The sequence below is a fragment of the Marinobacterium sp. NO-S09 genome (genome assembly GCF_059179545.1).
Genome location: NZ_CP168954.1, coordinates 3,182,832 through 3,199,125, shown reverse-complemented (window position 1 = coordinate 3,199,125; position 16,294 = coordinate 3,182,832). Strand labels below are relative to the sequence as shown.

Annotated in this window: 13 protein-coding genes; 10 read left to right on the top strand and 3 right to left on the bottom strand. The window is 57.7% G+C overall.

Annotation, left to right across the window (positions count from 1 at the left end):
• Positions 1–172: 172 nt before the first annotated feature.
• The 3 genes from O3C79_RS14745 to O3C79_RS14735 all read right to left on the bottom strand — a co-directional run bounded on the left by O3C79_RS14745 (position 173) and on the right by O3C79_RS14735 (position 4,595).
• Positions 173–1,324 (bottom strand): iron-containing alcohol dehydrogenase, encoded by a 1,152-nt coding sequence (locus O3C79_RS14745; protein ID WP_494383722.1) that lies wholly within the window; start codon positions 1,322–1,324, stop codon positions 173–175.
• A gap of 157 nt (positions 1,325–1,481) precedes the next feature.
• The gene (locus tag O3C79_RS14740; protein WP_494383721.1) at positions 1,482–2,567 is read right to left on the bottom strand and encodes a 4Fe-4S dicluster domain-containing protein; all 1,086 of its coding nucleotides are present in this window, start codon (positions 2,565–2,567) and stop codon (positions 1,482–1,484) included.
• A gap of 60 nt (positions 2,568–2,627) precedes the next feature.
• A complete protein-coding gene (locus tag O3C79_RS14735) occupies positions 2,628–4,595 on the bottom strand; it encodes a GGDEF domain-containing protein (RefSeq protein WP_494383720.1) in 1,968 nt (655 codons plus the stop codon).
• Positions 4,596–5,093: 498 nt separating this feature from the next.
• Here O3C79_RS14735 and mraZ point away from each other — a divergent pair, with 498 nt between their 5' ends.
• Genes mraZ through murG form a run of 10 tightly spaced genes read left to right on the top strand, consistent with a single transcriptional unit; the run spans position 5,094 to position 16,269 of the window.
• Positions 5,094–5,546, top strand: coding sequence for a division/cell wall cluster transcriptional repressor MraZ (gene mraZ, locus O3C79_RS14730; RefSeq protein WP_029510924.1), 453 nt, complete (start codon positions 5,094–5,096; stop codon positions 5,544–5,546).
• Between the two features lie 19 nt (positions 5,547–5,565).
• Positions 5,566–6,504 (top strand): 16S rRNA (cytosine(1402)-N(4))-methyltransferase RsmH, encoded by a 939-nt coding sequence (gene rsmH / locus O3C79_RS14725; RefSeq protein ID WP_494383719.1) that lies wholly within the window; start codon positions 5,566–5,568, stop codon positions 6,502–6,504.
• Positions 6,501–6,932, top strand: a complete 432-nt coding sequence (gene ftsL, locus O3C79_RS14720; protein ID WP_494383718.1) for a cell division protein FtsL — start codon at positions 6,501–6,503, stop codon at positions 6,930–6,932. The genes rsmH and ftsL overlap by 4 nt, the downstream gene beginning before the upstream one ends.
• Positions 6,919–8,637 (top strand): peptidoglycan D,D-transpeptidase FtsI family protein, encoded by a 1,719-nt coding sequence (locus tag O3C79_RS14715; protein WP_494383717.1) that lies wholly within the window; start codon positions 6,919–6,921, stop codon positions 8,635–8,637. Before ftsL ends, O3C79_RS14715 begins: the two co-directional genes overlap by 14 nt.
• On the top strand, positions 8,634–10,148 hold the full coding sequence (locus O3C79_RS14710) for a UDP-N-acetylmuramoyl-L-alanyl-D-glutamate--2,6-diaminopimelate ligase (RefSeq protein ID WP_494383716.1): 1,515 nt from the start codon (positions 8,634–8,636) through the stop codon (positions 10,146–10,148). The genes O3C79_RS14715 and O3C79_RS14710 overlap by 4 nt, the downstream gene beginning before the upstream one ends.
• The gene (locus O3C79_RS14705; protein WP_494383715.1) at positions 10,145–11,518 is read left to right on the top strand and encodes a UDP-N-acetylmuramoyl-tripeptide--D-alanyl-D-alanine ligase; all 1,374 of its coding nucleotides are present in this window, start codon (positions 10,145–10,147) and stop codon (positions 11,516–11,518) included. The genes O3C79_RS14710 and O3C79_RS14705 overlap by 4 nt, the downstream gene beginning before the upstream one ends.
• 4 nt (positions 11,519–11,522) lie before the next feature.
• Positions 11,523–12,605, top strand: coding sequence for a phospho-N-acetylmuramoyl-pentapeptide-transferase (mraY, locus tag O3C79_RS14700; RefSeq protein ID WP_010321714.1), 1,083 nt, complete (start codon positions 11,523–11,525; stop codon positions 12,603–12,605).
• A 9-nt stretch (positions 12,606–12,614) separates the two neighbouring features.
• A complete protein-coding gene (gene murD / locus O3C79_RS14695) occupies positions 12,615–13,964 on the top strand; it encodes a UDP-N-acetylmuramoyl-L-alanine--D-glutamate ligase (RefSeq protein ID WP_494383714.1) in 1,350 nt (449 codons plus the stop codon).
• Positions 13,961–15,193: a putative lipid II flippase FtsW gene (gene ftsW / locus O3C79_RS14690; protein ID WP_010321712.1), complete on the top strand. Its 1,233-nt coding sequence runs from the start codon at positions 13,961–13,963 to the stop codon at positions 15,191–15,193. Before murD ends, ftsW begins: the two co-directional genes overlap by 4 nt.
• Positions 15,190–16,269, top strand: coding sequence for an undecaprenyldiphospho-muramoylpentapeptide beta-N-acetylglucosaminyltransferase (gene murG / locus O3C79_RS14685; RefSeq protein ID WP_494383713.1), 1,080 nt, complete (start codon positions 15,190–15,192; stop codon positions 16,267–16,269). Before ftsW ends, murG begins: the two co-directional genes overlap by 4 nt.
• Positions 16,270–16,294: the final 25 nt, after the last annotated feature.

Here is a 16,294-nt window from a genome sequence, read left to right as displayed (position 1 = left end):
AACGGCTGAGCACTCCTTGGGCTGTTCAGGCATAGGCAGTTCCCTGACAAGTGACTTCTTATACGTTAGGTCGGGTCTGGCCGGGGAACAAGTGCAATTGCGGACTAAAGCAAGGTGAGCTGACCAGGCTCAGGAAGGAGCCGAACCTGGTCGTGTGGATCAACAGGTCGAATTAGAGCGCCGAACGATAGATGGCAGCCACTTCTTCGTCGGTGAGTTTACGTGGGTTGGTCAGCGCGCAGACATCCTTTTGCGCATTACCCACCATGGTGGGAATATCTTCATCCTTAACACCCAGCTCACTCAGGGTGCGCGGAATGCCGACGTCCTGAGACAGCGCTTCGATGGCATCAATTGCCAGGTAGGCAGCATCGCGTTCGGACAGGCCTTCGGTTACTTCACCCAGCGCATCGGCAATATCCGCAAAACGTTCACTGCAAGCCATCAGGTTGACGCGGCACACATGGGGTAGCAGCAGCGCATTGCAAACACCGTGGGGCAGGTTGTAGAAGCCGCCCAGCTGGTGCGACATGGCATGCACGTAGCCCAGGCTGGCGTTATTGAAGGCCATGCCTGCCAGATACTCGGCATAAGCCATTTTGTCGCGGGCTTCCATATCTTCACCGCGAGCGACCGCCTTGCGCAGGTACTGCCCGATCAGGCGGATCGCCTGCAGGGCGCAGGCATCGGTGATCGGGGTGGCAGCGGTGGAAACATAGGCCTCGATGGCATGGGTCAGTGCGTCCATGCCGGTCGCTGCAGTCAGTGAGGGCGGCATATCCACCATCAGAGCCGGATCGTTGATGGCTACGTCCGGGGTTAGGCGCCAGTCCACCAGCGCCATTTTCACGTGGTTGGAGCTATTGGTGATGATGGTGAAACGGGTCATTTCGCTGGCGGTGCCGGCGGTGGTGTTGATGGCGATGTAAGGTGGCAGAGTCTGGGACAGCTGATCCAGGCCCTCATAGTCCTGAATGGAGCCGCCGTTGGTGGCGAGAATACCGATGCCCTTGCAGCAATCGTGGGCGCTGCCGCCACCCAATGAGATCAGCATGTCGCAGCCTTCTGAGCGATACAGGGCTGTACCCTCATCTACATTGTGGTCGGTGGGGTTGGGGACGGTACCGTCGTAAACAGCACAGGGAATGTCGGCGTCTTCCAGCATCTTGACGATACGCTGGGTATAACCGAGTTCTGTCATGCCGCCATCGGCGACCAGCAGTGGCTTCTTGCCCTCCAGCATTTTTACGCGTTCAGCCAGAGAGGCGAGGCAGCCTTCACCCATCAGGGATACGGTGGGGACGAAAAACGCTTCGATAGCCATTGATCTCTTCCTTGTATTCGGTCGGTGCGGGGTGCGCCGAGTCCGGTTGCACATTCGACTTCAGGTTACGCTGATGGTTGCACAGGTATATGAGGGAAGAGCCGTAAAGTTAACGGAATCATAGTGTTGCATGACAGAGGTCAGTATTGTCCAGTGCTCAGGACTGGGTCTCGCCCAGCTGAGCGAGCACCTGAAGCGGGTCGATACCGACCGGGCACCAGCTGATGCAGCGCCCGCAGCCGGTACAGCCGCTTCGCCCATATTGCTCCACCCAGCTGCCGAACTTGTGTGTCAGCCATTGGCGATAGCGCCCTTTGGTGTCGGGGCGGAAGCGGTGGCCATGAATGTAGCTGTGCCCTTCGCTGAAACAGGAATCCCACTGGCGCTGATGACTGGATTCGGTACCGTTCAGTTCGGGGGCTTCGCTTTCACTGAAGCAGAAGCAGCTGGGGCAGACCGAGGTGCAATTGCCACAGCTAAGGCAGGCATCAGCCACCTCGTCCCAGGCTGCATGCTGATTCAGTTGAATCAGCTCGGCAGGTTCAAAGTCAGGCAGGTGCCGCTGTTGCTGGCGGGCCTGCTCCAGTTGCGACTGGGCTTCCTGATGCTGTGCCAGCGTTGGCTCTGAAACTTGCAACTGCTCCATCAAGGCAGTGCCTTGTTGGCTGCCGGCACGAATCAGAAAACCCTCTTCCAGTTCGCTTAGGGCCAGGTCAAAACCATCTTTGGCGTCAGGGCCATCCCGGGTACTGGCGCAAAAGCAGGTATCGGCAGGGTGTGAGCAGTCGATGGCAATTAACAACAGTGATTGGCGACGCTGCTGGTAATAGGGGTCTCCGGCGAAGTGCTGATCCTGCAGTGCCAGGGCCGCCAGGTCGCAGCCACGTACACCCAATACGGCAGTGGGTTCGGGAGGGTCGATACTTTCGTGAAATTTGAGAGTGCCGTCCGGTTGTAGCTCGGAGCGCCAGAGGGTTTCGCGCGGCACAAAGGTAAGAGGCTTAAGGGCCTGAGGGCCGTTGGCCCAGCTGAAATGGCGCAGCCCTTGGGTCTGCTGCAGGCGGTATTCTCCTGGTGTCTGTGTCTGTTCCAGTCCCTTGGGCAGCTGTGATGTGCTGTTCAGTGGACGCATGAGTATGGCGCCATCGATCACCTGAGGGCCCAGCAGGGTATAGCCCTGGCTGACGATCAGGTCGAGCAGGTATTGCAGATCACGGCGGGGCAGGTAAACACAGGCTGGCATGGCGGCTATCCACTAATCGTCCTGTTTCTACGTTAGGCAGGCAGACGATAGAATACAAGATCAGCTGGCGAGGCAAACGCGGTTACGGCCCCGGGCCTTGGCTTCATACATGGCTCTGTCTGCTGCACGTATAAGGTCGCTGGGGGTTTGCGCCTGGTTCGGGAAAACCGAAATGCCAATCGAGATGGTGAGTGGCGGGATTGGGTGACCGTTTTCAGTGAACAGCTGCAGGCTGCGCACGCTTTCACACAGACGCTGTGCCTTGGCTGCAGCGTTACGCTGGTCGGTCTCGGCCAGTGCCAGCAGAATCTCCTCGCCACCCAGGCGACAGGCAATATCGTTATGACGGATCATGCTACTCAGATGGTCGCAAAGCCCTTGCAGGGCTTTGTCACCAGCGTCGTGCCCGAGTGAGTCATTCAGGGCTTTAAAGTGATCGATGTCGATCAGCAGCAGGCTGAGCTGACGTTCATGGCGTCGGCAGCGTGCGAACTCATTTTGTAGCCAGGTATACAGAAAACGGCGATTGTAGAGGCCTGTGAGTGGGTCGTGAGTGGCCTCGTCCAGCAGGCGTTCACGCAGGCGCAGGTTGGTCAGTGCCAGCGACAGATGTTCTCCCAGTGTTTGCAGTACCTGCTTCACTACCCGGTCCTGCTTGGGAGTGTGGCCTAACAGGATCACACCTGCCAGATGCTGGTCCGAGAGCAGGGGGATGACATGTTGTATCCCCAGTTTGCCATCGGGATCATAGAGGTGGGGGTTGTGCCAGTTGTCGGTGATATCGGGTAGCTCAAGATACCTGGCGTGCTCCTTGCCTATCAGGGCATAGCGGCCCCAGTGCAGAAGAATCTCTATGTGATGATCGGGCGTGATACGGCATAGAACGCCTTCCATTTGTGGCAATAGGCGCGGCAGGTATTCTTCCAATACGGCAATAACGTCGGATGCGTTGTCGGCGGCATGCAAGCGGGAATCGAGTTGCGCCATCAGGCTGAGCATCTGGTAACCCTGCTGAAGTTCGGCCTGTATCTTTTCACGCTCATGGACTTCGGCGTTAAGGCGGCGGTTGGTGCGCATGATCTGCTGATGGGACTGGGTCAGTCGTGCCGACCAGTCCCGGAACAGGTAAACCCCGAATAGCGCCATGGCGGTCATCAGAATACCCAACACCACGACCTGGGCCTTAAGTGAATCCTTGGCCATCAGCGCAACAGGCTGCCAGACGTGGGCATCACGGCTGAACGCGGCGATGCTTAGTGCTTCCTGAGTCAGGTAGGCGCTGAGCCAGGTATACACCAGTGCGGTACAGATCAGTGTCAGTGCAACCAGCAGGGTCTGCTGTAACGTACGACGCCCCGGATGCTTTCGTTGCCAAAGCCGGGTTTTTCTCTGCCAGTGCCTGACGGCCGGGTCAAACAGCAACAGCAGTGGCAGTACAAATACAACGTTCTGTAACCAGAAACCGAGCCACCAGCCTTCCCATATCGGGAATAGCCCGGTGATGGGTGATTGAGTGGCATGGCTCCAGATGAACGCACCCACTGAGCTGATAACGGCACCGGCAAAACTCACCAGAATGAACAGCAAGCTGTTAACAGAGCGATGAATAGCTATGGCGCCGGGGATGGCTCGGTAGATCATGGCGATAAGTGCCAGGCCCAAGGGGTCGGAGAACGCAAACAGGAAGGCCCAGCCCGGCGCCATGCCGTAATAGGTGGCCAGAATAAATGTGGTTATCCAGGTCGGAATACAGGCCCACCAGAAACCAAACCAGAACAGCCAGAACATGGCGATAATCAGCGGTGGGTAAAAGGTAACGTGGAAGTTGTGTTCACCGAGGCTAACAGGGAGTGCGCTCCAATCTAACTCCACTGCGACCACACCCAGTGCAATGGATAGTGCAGTGCTCGCGGCCCAGAGCAGCAGAATCAGCCATCGTCCGGTTCTGTTTTGTCCAGACAGCAGGAAGCGCAGGCTGAGTTTGCCTGCGACACTGGTGGGGGCAGATGAGGTATTGTCGTTCGGCATTACAAAGATCACGTCACCTGTTTGCTTTATTTATAGCGAACCTGAACCGCCAGTTCATCTTTTTAAGGTGAAAATGTTGGTTTTTAGTGACGTCAGCTTGGTTTTCCGTTTTTTTGCTCGTGTTTGCATTTAAAAACGGGGGAGCGTTGATTAAAAAAAGCCCTTTAGTTGCCCCGCACCAGTTGGACGGTGTTCCAAAGCAGAATCATTTGGCCAATTCTGTTTCATTCATGAAAAACCACTATTTCCATCAAGAAAATCAAGAGCCTCCCACTGTCCACCACTTTGCGCAGCAAAAGAGGTGTGTGTTTTGTGAATGGTTCACAACTGTTTGATATGTAAAGCTTTGTTTCGGATTTGAGCGTGCGTTCTTATGCCCTCTTTAAGTCTCCAGAACTGTATATGTCACCTTGCATCCGCTGTGCTTACTACCTATAGTGTCGCCTAGTGGGAAATTGTGGATGAATGTGGGGAATTTTGGGTGCTGCGGTGGAAATAATGTTCCGCGGAGTGAATCCGATCAATCTTGATGCCAAGGGTCGTATGGCGCTTCCGGCTCGCTATCGCGAGACGGTGAAAAGCCATTGCGAGGGCCGAATGGTGGTCACGATTGACCCTGAAGACTCATGTTTATTGCTCTATCCACAGCCCGAATGGGATGAGATTCAGGCCAAGATCATCGCGCTGTCAGGGTTTAACAAGTCAGTGCGACGTATTCAGCGTTTGCTGATCGGTCATGCAACGGATCTGGAGCTGGACGCCAACGGGCGCATGCTGCTGCCGGCGCCGCTGCGCGATTATGCCGAACTGGATAAAAAAATCATCCTGCTTGGGCAAGGTAACAAGTTTGAAATCTGGAGCGAGACGCTCTGGAACAGCACTCGGGACGAGTATCTGCAGGCGGAAAACGACGAAGAAATTCCGGCTGAATTGCAGGCTCTGTCGCTTTAACTGACGGACTGGGGACACGATGAGTCAGACATTCAGCCACATAACAGTGCTGTTGGACGAGGCTGTGCGCGAGTTGGTGCACGACCCGGATGGATTTTATATCGACGGCACCTTTGGCCGCGGCGGGCACAGTGCGCTGGTGCTGGAACAGCTCTCCGAGCAGGGGCAGCTGATGGCAATCGACAAGGACCCTGAAGCGATTGCCCATGCTCACCAGCGCTTTGCGGATGACGAGCGCTTCAGTATTGAGCATGGCTCCTTTGCCGAGCTTCAGTCCTTTGTAGAAAAACGCGGCCTGATGGGCAAAGTCAGCGGCGTACTGCTGGATCTGGGGGTCAGCTCTCCCCAGCTGGATGATCCTGATCGCGGCTTCAGCTTTATCAATGACGGTTCTCTCGATATGCGCATGGATACCAGCAGCGGTGAAAGTGCTGCGGACTGGATCAATCGTGCCTCCGAGACCGAAATTGCCGATGTCATGTACCAGTACGGTGAGGAGCGTTTCTCCCGCCGCATGGCGCGTGCAATTGTTGAGCAGCGCGCTGAAGAGCCGATCACGACCACGGCGCGCCTGGCCAAAATCATCTCTGAAGCCAATCCGCGCTGGGAGAAGGGGAAACATCCCGCTACGCGGGCCTTCCAGGGTATTCGCATTCATATCAACCGCGAGCTGGCTGATGTTGAAGCTTGTCTGGATCAGGCGCTGGAAGTGCTGGAGCCGGGCGGTCGTCTGGTGGTCATCAGTTTCCACTCGCTGGAAGATCGCTTGGTAAAACGCTTCATTCGTCGTCATGTCAAAGGTGATGAGCACCTGCCGCCGGGTGTGCCGTTCACTGATGACATGCTCAAGCGTCGTTTGAAATCGGTCGGGAAGGCCATGCGTGCAGGTAAGGATGAGTTGAACCGCAACCCCAGAGCGCGCAGTGCTGTGATGCGCGCCGCTATCAAGCTGGCATGAAAAAACTGGATGCGCTCAAGGCGCGTCTGGCTCCCGGGGTGATGTTTCGTCCACTTGTGGAGCGTTGGGCGGCGCTGAGTGAAAAGTGGTCACCCAAACCGGCGGTTAAAGATGAATTTCAGCCCGCGCCCATGTTGTCGGGAGGTGAGCTGCTGCTGCCGGTGTCGGTCGTGTCGGGGCTGACGTTGCTGGTGATGATCAGTGCCATGATGGTGATCTTCTCAGCCTATGAATACCGTCGACTGTTTAACCAGCATCAGGTGCTGGTCAGTCAATGGGATGAATTACAGGTGGAGTGGGGGCAGTACCTGCTGGAGCAGAGTGTCTGGTCGTCCCATAACCGTGTAGAAACCCTGGCCGCCGACCAGCTGGAAATGGTTGTGCCAGATACCGAAACCATCGAGATCGTACGCCATGAGCAACGCTGAAGATCCGACAGTACAGACGCATGCCGCACGCAGCTGGCGCATCTGGCTGGTTGTGGTCTTGTTGGTGCTGATTGTCGCGGGCATTACATCAAAGCTGTTGTCGCTCTATGGCGATGATCAGGCTTTTCTGCGCAGCCAGGGTGATGCGCGTACCGTCAGAACCATGCTGATCCCGGCCCACCGTGGCCTGATTACGGATCGTAACGGTGAGCCTTTGGCAGTGAGCGCCCCGGTGGCCACCATCTGGGCTGATCCTCTGCGCACAGATCTGCAGCATACCGGCTTGAGCCGGTTGTCTCATCTGCTCGAAATTCCCAGCCAGTCTCTGATGGCGGATTTGAGGGATAATCGCGAGCGCCGTTTCATGTATCTCAAACGCCAGGTTACTCCCGAGCTTGCCGAGGCGGTGGATGAGCTCGATATCCCCGGTATTCACGTGGATCGTGAGTACAAACGTTATTATCCGGCCGGTGAGGTCACTACTCATCTGGTTGGTTTTACCAATGTGGACGGTGAGGGGCAGGAAGGGCTGGAGCTGGCCTATAACCAAAGCCTTCGTGGCGAACCGGGGCGCAAGCTGGTGCTCAAGGATCGCGTCGGCCGTACCATCAAACACATCCGCTCTATCCAGGCGGCAGATCCGGGTGAGGATCTGCAGCTGAGTATCGATCTGCGCGTACAATATATGGCCTACCGTGAGCTCAAGGCAGCGGTAGAAGTGCATCAGGCTGACTCCGGCTCGGTGGTGGTCCTGGATACACGTACCGGAGAGGTGCTCGCGCTGGTCAATCAGCTGTCCTACAACCCCAATGACCGCTCCAACTTGAACACCTCTGCATTGCGCAACCGCGCCATGACTGACCTCTTTGAGCCCGGCTCCACGATCAAGCCCTTCACTGTAGCGGCAGCCATGATGAGTGGGCAGTACACCCGTGACTCCATCGTGGATACCTCGCCTGGTTATATCCGGGTATCCGGTGCCACAATCAAGGATTTTCGGAACTACGGCGAGCTGGATTTGACCACTATTATTACCAAATCCAGTAACGTGGGTGTGACCAAGCTGGCCCTGTCCATGGAGCCCGATGCTGTCCGTAATCTGCTGCAAAACGTGGGGCTGGGGCGCGATACCGGAACCGGATTCCCGGGTGAGCGTACCGGTGTCCTGCCGTTTTTGAATGAACGTCAGCGCGTGGAAAGAGCCACCATGTCCTACGGCTACGGCCTCTCCACAACTTTACTGCAGCTGGCGCAGGCTTATGTGCCGCTGGCTTCGGATGGCATCATGCATCAGGCCACACTACTGAAGCAGGAGCAGCCGCCTACCGGCAAGCGTGTGATGCCGCCCGGCATTGCGCCTCAGGTACTGGAAATGATGGAAACCGTGATCGGGCCGCGTGGTACCGGCCGTCGTGCCGCCGTTGATGGTTATCGCGTGGCTGGTAAAACCGGTACTGTGCACAAGGCCAGTGGTGGTGGTTATGCGGAAGACCGGTATGTGGCGGTGTTTTCCGGCATCGCGCCGGTCAGTAACCCGCGTTTGGCGATAGCGATCATGATCGATAACCCCAAAGGGCAGGAGTACGGCGGTGGTTTGGTTGCTGCGCCCATTTTCTCCCGTATCGCCGCTGGGGCGCTGCGCTTGTTAAACGTTCCGCCGGATAAGTGGCCCGAGCCGGCAAAAGATCAGGTGGCAATGCAATGAGCACTCTCACCCACTCACTCATGAAACTGCTGCCGCAGGTGTTTGAAGCATCTGCGGCACTGGCACATCTGGCGAATATTAACGTCAGCGGGTTGGCTCTGGATAGCCGCCGCGTACAAGCTGGCGATCTGTTTTTTGCCCGCAACGGCGCTCAACTGAGGGGCGCGGACTTCCTGCCAGATGCGCAAGCCAAGGGTGCTTGTGCAGCGCTGGTGCCCAAGGGGGAGTTGAGCGATGGCGAGCGCCAGGGGCTAACATTGCCGATCATTGAGGTGGATGACCTTGACCGTTGCATTGGAGAGGTCGCCAGCCGTTTTTATGACGAGCCGAGCCAGCGCTGCAAAGTCATCGGCATTACCGGCACGAATGGCAAAACGTCCTGTGCCAGCTTTGTGGTGCAGGCGCTGAATCAATTGGGCCATAAGGCAGCTCTGATTGGCACCCTCGGAAATGGTTTCTGGGGACAGCTGGATACGGCCAGTCACACAACTCCCGATCCCATTTCACTGCAGGCGCTCATGGCTGAGTTGGTCGAGGCCGGCGCTGAATACATCGTTATGGAAGTCTCCAGTCATGCGCTTGACCAGCAGCGTGTTGCCGGCGTGCGGTTCGAGGCCGGGGCCTTTACCAATCTGACCCGTGATCACCTTGACTACCACGGTGATATGGAAGCCTATGGCGATGCCAAGGCTCGTCTGTTTGCCGATTATCAGCCGGCTATCCAGCTGCTTAATCTTGATGATGTGTTCGGCCGCACGCTTTGGGAGCGGCTGGAACCGGCGCCAGGCCGTGTGCTGGGCTTCGCGCTGTCTGACCCGAATGCTGATCTGACGCTTGCCGATTTGACCTTCACACCTGCAGGCCAGGGGTTCCGCTATGTGGGAGCGCAGGGTGAAGTTCAGGTCGAAGCACCTATGATGGGCAGCTTCAATGCCAGCAACCTGTTGCTTTGTACCGGTTTACTGGAGGCGCTTGGGTTTGATCTGCCGGCTATTGGCAAGGTGCTGTCTAACCTGGAGCCCGTCCCGGGGCGCATGCAGCCGCTGCCTGCCGATACCAGCAAACCTTCCGTGGTGGTGGATTTTGCCCATACGCCGGATGCTCTGGCCCAGGCGCTGCAGGCGTTGAGGCTTCACAGTGGCAGTCAGGGTGAGTTGATTTGTGTGTTTGGTTGCGGTGGCGACCGGGATCGTGGCAAACGCGCTGAAATGGCCGCTGTGGCCGAGCGTCATGCTGACCGGGTGGTTGTGACCAGCGATAACCCGCGCTCGGAAGACCCGCGTGCCATTGTGGAGGACGTGTTGGCCGGCTTTGAAAAGCCGGAAAATGTCATTGTCTGTGTTGAACGGGATCAGGCGATACGGCAGGCCATCGAAATGGCCGCTGCTGGCGACCTGGTGCTGTTGGCCGGCAAGGGGCATGAGCAATATCAGGAAGTCGCCGGAGTGCGGCATCCTTTCAGTGATTTTGATTACGCCTGGCATGTATTGAATGAAGGAGCTGATGTATGATGCGCGCCCTCGAATTGAGTGAGCTTGAAGGTCCACTGGACGCGCAACGGCTGGGTGCTGATTGCCAGATCACCCGCGTAGTGACGGATAGCCGTCAGCTGACAGAGGGTGATCTGTTTGTTGCTCTGAAAGGCCCGAATTTTGACGGGCACGATTTTGTCGGTGCTGCCGAGTTGAAGGGGGCTGCCGCGGTTCTGGTCGACCATCAGGTCGAGACCAGGCTGCCGCAGTTGGTTGTCACCGACACCTTAACAGCGCTGGGGCAGCTGGGCGGCTATAACCGCTCGCTGTTCCGTGCGCCCGTGTTTGCCGTCACTGGCAGTGGCGGCAAAACCACGGTCAAGGAGATGCTGGCCGGGCTGCTGGCTACTCGTGGTGAGGTACTGGCGACACAGGGCAACCTCAATAATGAGGTTGGCGCCCCGTTGACGCTACTGCGGATGGCTCCGGAGCATCGCGCAGCCGTGATTGAGCTGGGTGCCAATGCGCGCGGTGAAATTGCGCGCACGGTGTCTTACACACGCCCGGATGTGGCCATTCTGAATAATGCCATGGGAGCTCACCTTGAGGGATTCGGTGGTATTGAAGGGGTTGTTAAGGCCAAAGCCGAGATCTTTGGCGGTTTGAAAGAGGGTGGCGTGGGTGTCGTGAACCTGGATTCGCCGCATGCATCGGTTTGGATGGATACGCTGACACGGCTTAAACGTCGGATATTCAGCTTCGGTGTGGAAAATGGCGCCGCTGACCTCAGTGCGCACGAGCTGGAGATGAATGCGGATGGCAGCTGGCGCTTCGTTCTGGATGATGGCACCAACCGCTTGCCTGTCTCGCTGCAGATTCTGGGTCGGCACAATGTGTCGAACGCTGCGGCAGCCGCTGCGGCCTGGGTCGCGGCTGGCCAGCCATTGACGGATATTGCCGGCGTGCTGGATCAGTTTACGCCGGTGCCGGGGCGCCTGAGTCCACATGCTCTGGAGCAGGGTGCACTGGTCATTGATGACAGTTATAACGCCAATGCCGATGCGATCATGGCCGCAACTGACCTGCTGGCTCAACTGCCGGGCCAGCGCATTCTGGTGTTGGGGGATATGGCCGAGCTGGGGGACGAGTCCCTGCAGCTGCACGCTGATGTGGGACGCTATGCGGCTGAACGCGGTCTGGAGCACCTGTTGGCAACAGGGCCACAAATGCAGGAAGCAGTTAAGGCATTTAATGCCGTGAAAACGGGGGCGGAGCATTTTGCTGCGCAGACACAATTGATCGAACGCCTGCGTCCGATGCTGACACCGGAGACCCGCATTCTGGTGAAAGGCTCGCGAAGTGCGGCGATGGACGGAGTGGTAAACGCTCTGTTGAAAGGGGAAGACTGACACCATGCTTTTGTTGCTGGCCGATTATCTGGCTCAATTTAACAGTGGCTTCGGGGTATTTCGCTACATAACCCTGCGGGGGATTATGGGTATCCTGACGGCGCTTGGCCTGTCACTGTTTTTGGGGCCATGGCTCATTACGCGCCTGAAAGAGAAGCAGATCGGCCAGGCCGTTCGGGATGATGGTCCTCAGTCTCACCTGAGCAAGGCCGGTACGCCAACCATGGGCGGCGCCTTGATTTTGCTGTCGATCGCCATCAGTACCCTGTTGTGGAGTGACCTGAGTAGCCGTTATGTCTGGGTTACGCTGATTGTTACCCTGATTTTTGGTGCCGTAGGCTGGGTCGATGACTGGCGCAAGGTTGTCGAGAAAAACCCGCGCGGTCTGCCTGCACGCTGGAAATATTTCTGGCAATCCATCGGCGGCATTGGCGCGGCTGTTGTGCTTTACATGACCGCCCAGTCCCCGATTGAAACCCAGTTGATCCTGCCGTTCTTCAAGGACGTGGCGATTGATATGGGTATCTTCTTCATTGTCTTTACCTACTTCGTGATCGTAGGCAGCTCCAATGCGGTCAACCTGACCGATGGTCTTGATGGTCTGGCCATCATGCCAACGGTGATGGTATCGGCTGCGCTGGCCGTGTTTGCCTATCTGAGCGGCCACGTTGAATTTGCCAACTACCTGCATATTCCTTATGTCGCCGGTTCCGGCGAGTTGATCATCTTCTGTGGTGCCATTGTAGGTGCCGGCCTTGGTTTCCTCTGGTTCAACACCTACCCGGCTCAGGTTTTCATGGGCGACGTGGGTGCGCTCTCGTTGGGTGCAGCCCTTGGGGTGATTGCCGTAATCGTGCGCCAGGAGCTGGTGCTGGTGATTATGGGTGGCGTTTTCGTGATGGAAACCGTGTCGGTCATTCTGCAGGTGGCATCTTTTAAACTGACCGGCCGCCGTATTTTCCGCATGGCACCGATTCATCACCACTTTGAGCTCAAGGGCTGGCCGGAGCCGCGCGTGATTGTGCGTTTCTGGATCATCACCGTGGTGCTGGTGCTGATTGGCCTGGCCTCATTGAAGATTCGATAGGAGACAGCTGTGAGCCTGATAGCCACTGACAAGCGGCGCATTATCATCGGTCTGGGACAGACCGGGCTCTCCTGTGCCCGTTATCTCAAACGGCGCGGGCAGGCTTTTGCAGTCTGCGATACACGTGAGGCGCCTTCGTCTGCGGATGCCTTCAGAGCTGAATTTCCGGAAGTGGAGCTGCGCCTGGGCGAGCTGGACCTGGCTTGGTTAGGCCAGGCGGATGAACTGATTATCAGCCCTGGTGTGGACAAGCGTCACCCGGTAATCCAGCAGGCTGTCGCTGGTGGGGTTCCACTGCTGGGAGACGTCGACCTGTTCTGCCGTGAAGCAACAGCGCCGATCGTGGCCATCACCGGCTCCAATGCCAAAAGCACTGTGACCACGCTGGTTGGCCAAATGGCTGAGCAGGCGGGGCTCGCTGTCGGCGTCGGCGGCAACATCGGTACGCCCATGCTGGACCTGCTGGAGCAGACCTGTGATCTCTATGTACTGGAACTGTCCAGCTTCCAGCTGGAAACGGCTAATGAACTGAAAGCGGCAGTAGCCACGGTGCTGAATATTAGCCCTGACCATCTGGATCGCTACAACGGCATGCAGGATTACGTGCTGACCAAACAGCGTATTTACCGAGGCGCCGCAAAAGTACTGGCGAATCGCGACGATCAGCTGACTCAGCCGTTGATGGCACAGGGGGTTGAGCTCAAGCGTTTCGGTTTGGGTACGCCCGATCTCAAGGATTATGGCCTCTGCGAGCATGAAGGCGAAACCTGGCTGTGCCAGGGGCTGACGCCGCTGTTGCCGGTTTCGGCCATGAAAATCCGGGGGCAGCATAACTACGCCAATGCGTTGGCAGCGCTGGCACTTGCCGATGCGGTCGATATTCCGCGTGAACCAGCCTTGAGTGCGCTACGTGAATTTGCCGGGCTGGAGCATCGTTGTCAGTGGGTCGCGGAACACCGGGGTGTTGGTTACTTCAATGACTCCAAAGGCACCAACGTCGGGGCGACACTGGCGGCTCTGGAAGGGCTGGGTGCCACTCTGGGCGAAGGAAATCGCCTGATTTTGCTGGCCGGCGGCGTTGGCAAAGACCAGGCCTTTGGTGACCTGTCCGCCCCTCTGCAGCGCTATGGGCGTGCTCTGGTACTGTTCGGTCGCGATGCTCAGCAGATCGCGGCAGAAGCCAGCGGTATTGAAACCCACTTTGCCGACAGCCTGGAAACCGCCGTGAAAGCAGCGGCTCAGCTGGCGCAGCCGGGTGATCTGGTGTTGCTGTCTCCGGCCTGTGCCAGCTTCGACATGTTCTCCGGTTACCCGGAGCGCGGTCGTGCCTTCGTCTCGGCGGTGGAGGCCCTGTCATGAAGCTGGCCCTGCGATTGCCCACACCCAGCCTGCCCCCGGCGTTGCAAGCGCCGCAGGGCACGGCGCCGGTTGATCCTCTGCTGCTGGTCAGTGCGTTCGCGCTGATGCTGACCGGTCTGGTGATGATTACTTCGGCGTCCATGGATGTGGCGGCGCGGGACTTTGGCTCGCCGGTGCACTTCATCGTGCGCCATGGCAGCTTTTTTGTATTGGCCATGATCGCGGGCACTCTGTCGGTGATGATCCCGATTAGGGCCTGGGAAAAGTACAGCGTTCCCTTGCTGATTTTCGGTGTGGTGCTGCTGGCGCTGGTTCTGGTGCCGGGAATCGGGCGTGAAGTGAATGGCTCCCGTCGCTGGATCGGGCTGGGGCCAGTTAACCTGCAGGCTTCGGAGATTGCCAAGGCCTGCATGGTGATCTTTATCAGCGGTTATCTGGTGCGTCGTCTGGATGAGGTGCGCAACAGCTGGTGGGGGGTGATCAAGCCGATTCTGCCGATGGGCGCCTATGGCGTGCTGCTGCTGTTCGAACCTGACTACGGTGCGCTGGTCGTCATGGTTGGCACCGTCGCCGGCATGGTGTTCCTGGGCGGCATGCGCTTTGCCCAGCTGGTTGTTGTAGTGCTGGGCGGAGGTGGCCTCATCGGCCTGTTGGCATTTGCCCAGCCCTATCGAATGGAACGTTTGAAAAGCTTCACCGACCCCTGGGCCGACCCCTATGGTGCCGGCTACCAGTTGTCGCAGGCGCAGATCGCGTTTGGCCGCGGTGACTGGCTGGGAACCGGGCTGGGTAACAGTGTGCAAAAGCTGTTTTATCTGCCCGAGGCCCATACCGACTTCGTCTACTCGGTATTGGCCGAAGAGTTGGGTTTGATTGGTGCGTTGCTGGTGGTGGCGCTTTATGTGCTTCTGGTAGCACGTATTTTCATTATTGGCCGCAAGGCGGAAAAGGCGCGTCAGTTCTTTATGGGCTACCTGACCTACGGCTTCGGTTTCATCATCGCCGGGCAGGCGCTGATCAATATCGGCGTTAATGTTGGCGCACTGCCGACCAAAGGTCTGACCTTGCCGCTGTTGAGCTACGGTGGCTCCAGCCTGTTGGTCTGTGCCTGCATGATCGCCATTGTTCTGCGTGTGGACTATGAACTCAAGTGCCTGCAGCTCAAACAACCGCCACGGGAAATCCCCTGGCTTAGACGCCTGCTCAGACTGGAGGAGAAAGCCGCATGACGGATCGCAAGCGCAAAGTACTGATCATGGCAGGTGGTACCGGCGGGCATGTTTTTCCTGCGCTGGCAACAGCTGAGAAGCTGCAGCAGCAGGGTGTGGATGTTGAATGGCTGGGTAGCCTCAAGGGTATCGAGAATGAAGTCGTGCCTAAAAACGGCATAGCTTTATACCGAATTTCCGTTACCGGCCTGCGTGGCAAGGGGCGGTTAAGCCTGTTGCTGGCACCCTTCCGTATCGCTCGTGCCGTGGGGCAGGCGTTGGGTGTTATTCACCGGGCCAAGCCCGATGCTGTGCTGGGCATGGGCGGGTTCGCTTCCGGCCCGGGCGGGCTCGCAGCCTGGCTGTGCCGTGTACCGGTAGTGGTACATGAACAGAATGCCATACCCGGCATGACGAACCGCACCCTGGCCAAACTTGCGAAACGCGTATTGCAGGCGTTTCCTCAGGCCTTCAAGGGAAGCAAGGTGGAAACCACGGGTAACCCTGTACGCGGCCCGATTCTGGACTTGCCGGCACCGGCTGAGCGTTTGCAGGCACGTGAAGGCCCGATACGTCTGCTGGTGGTTGGTGGCAGCCTGGGCGCTCTGGCAATTAACAAGATTCTGCCTGAAGCCCTCGCGCGTTTGCCTGCAGAAGCGCGGCCTCAGGTGTGGCACCAGACAGGGAAAAAACATCTGGACGTGACTCAAAAGGCCTATACCAGTGCCGGTGTCGAGGCCAGTGTGGTGCCCTTTATTGATCGCATGGATCGTGCCTATGAGTGGGCAGATCTTGTCCTGTGCCGTGCCGGAGCATTGACGGTCAGTGAGATTGAGATCGCGGGCCTGGCGGCAATTTTCGTGCCTTTTCCCCACGCGGTAGACGACCACCAGACGGCGAATGCGCGTCATCTGGAGCAGCAGGGTGCTGCTCGTCTGGTACAGCAGAAAGAATTGGATGCGCCCTCGCTGGCCAAGTTGCTGGCTGAGTTGAGCGATCGACAGGAATTATTGAGCATGGCTGAGCGTGCCCGCGAGCAGGCACGGCCGGATGCTGGTGACAGGGTGGCGCAGGTCTGCCTGGAGGTAATGAAGTGAAAGCGGTCAACCGCAGCGTAAATGT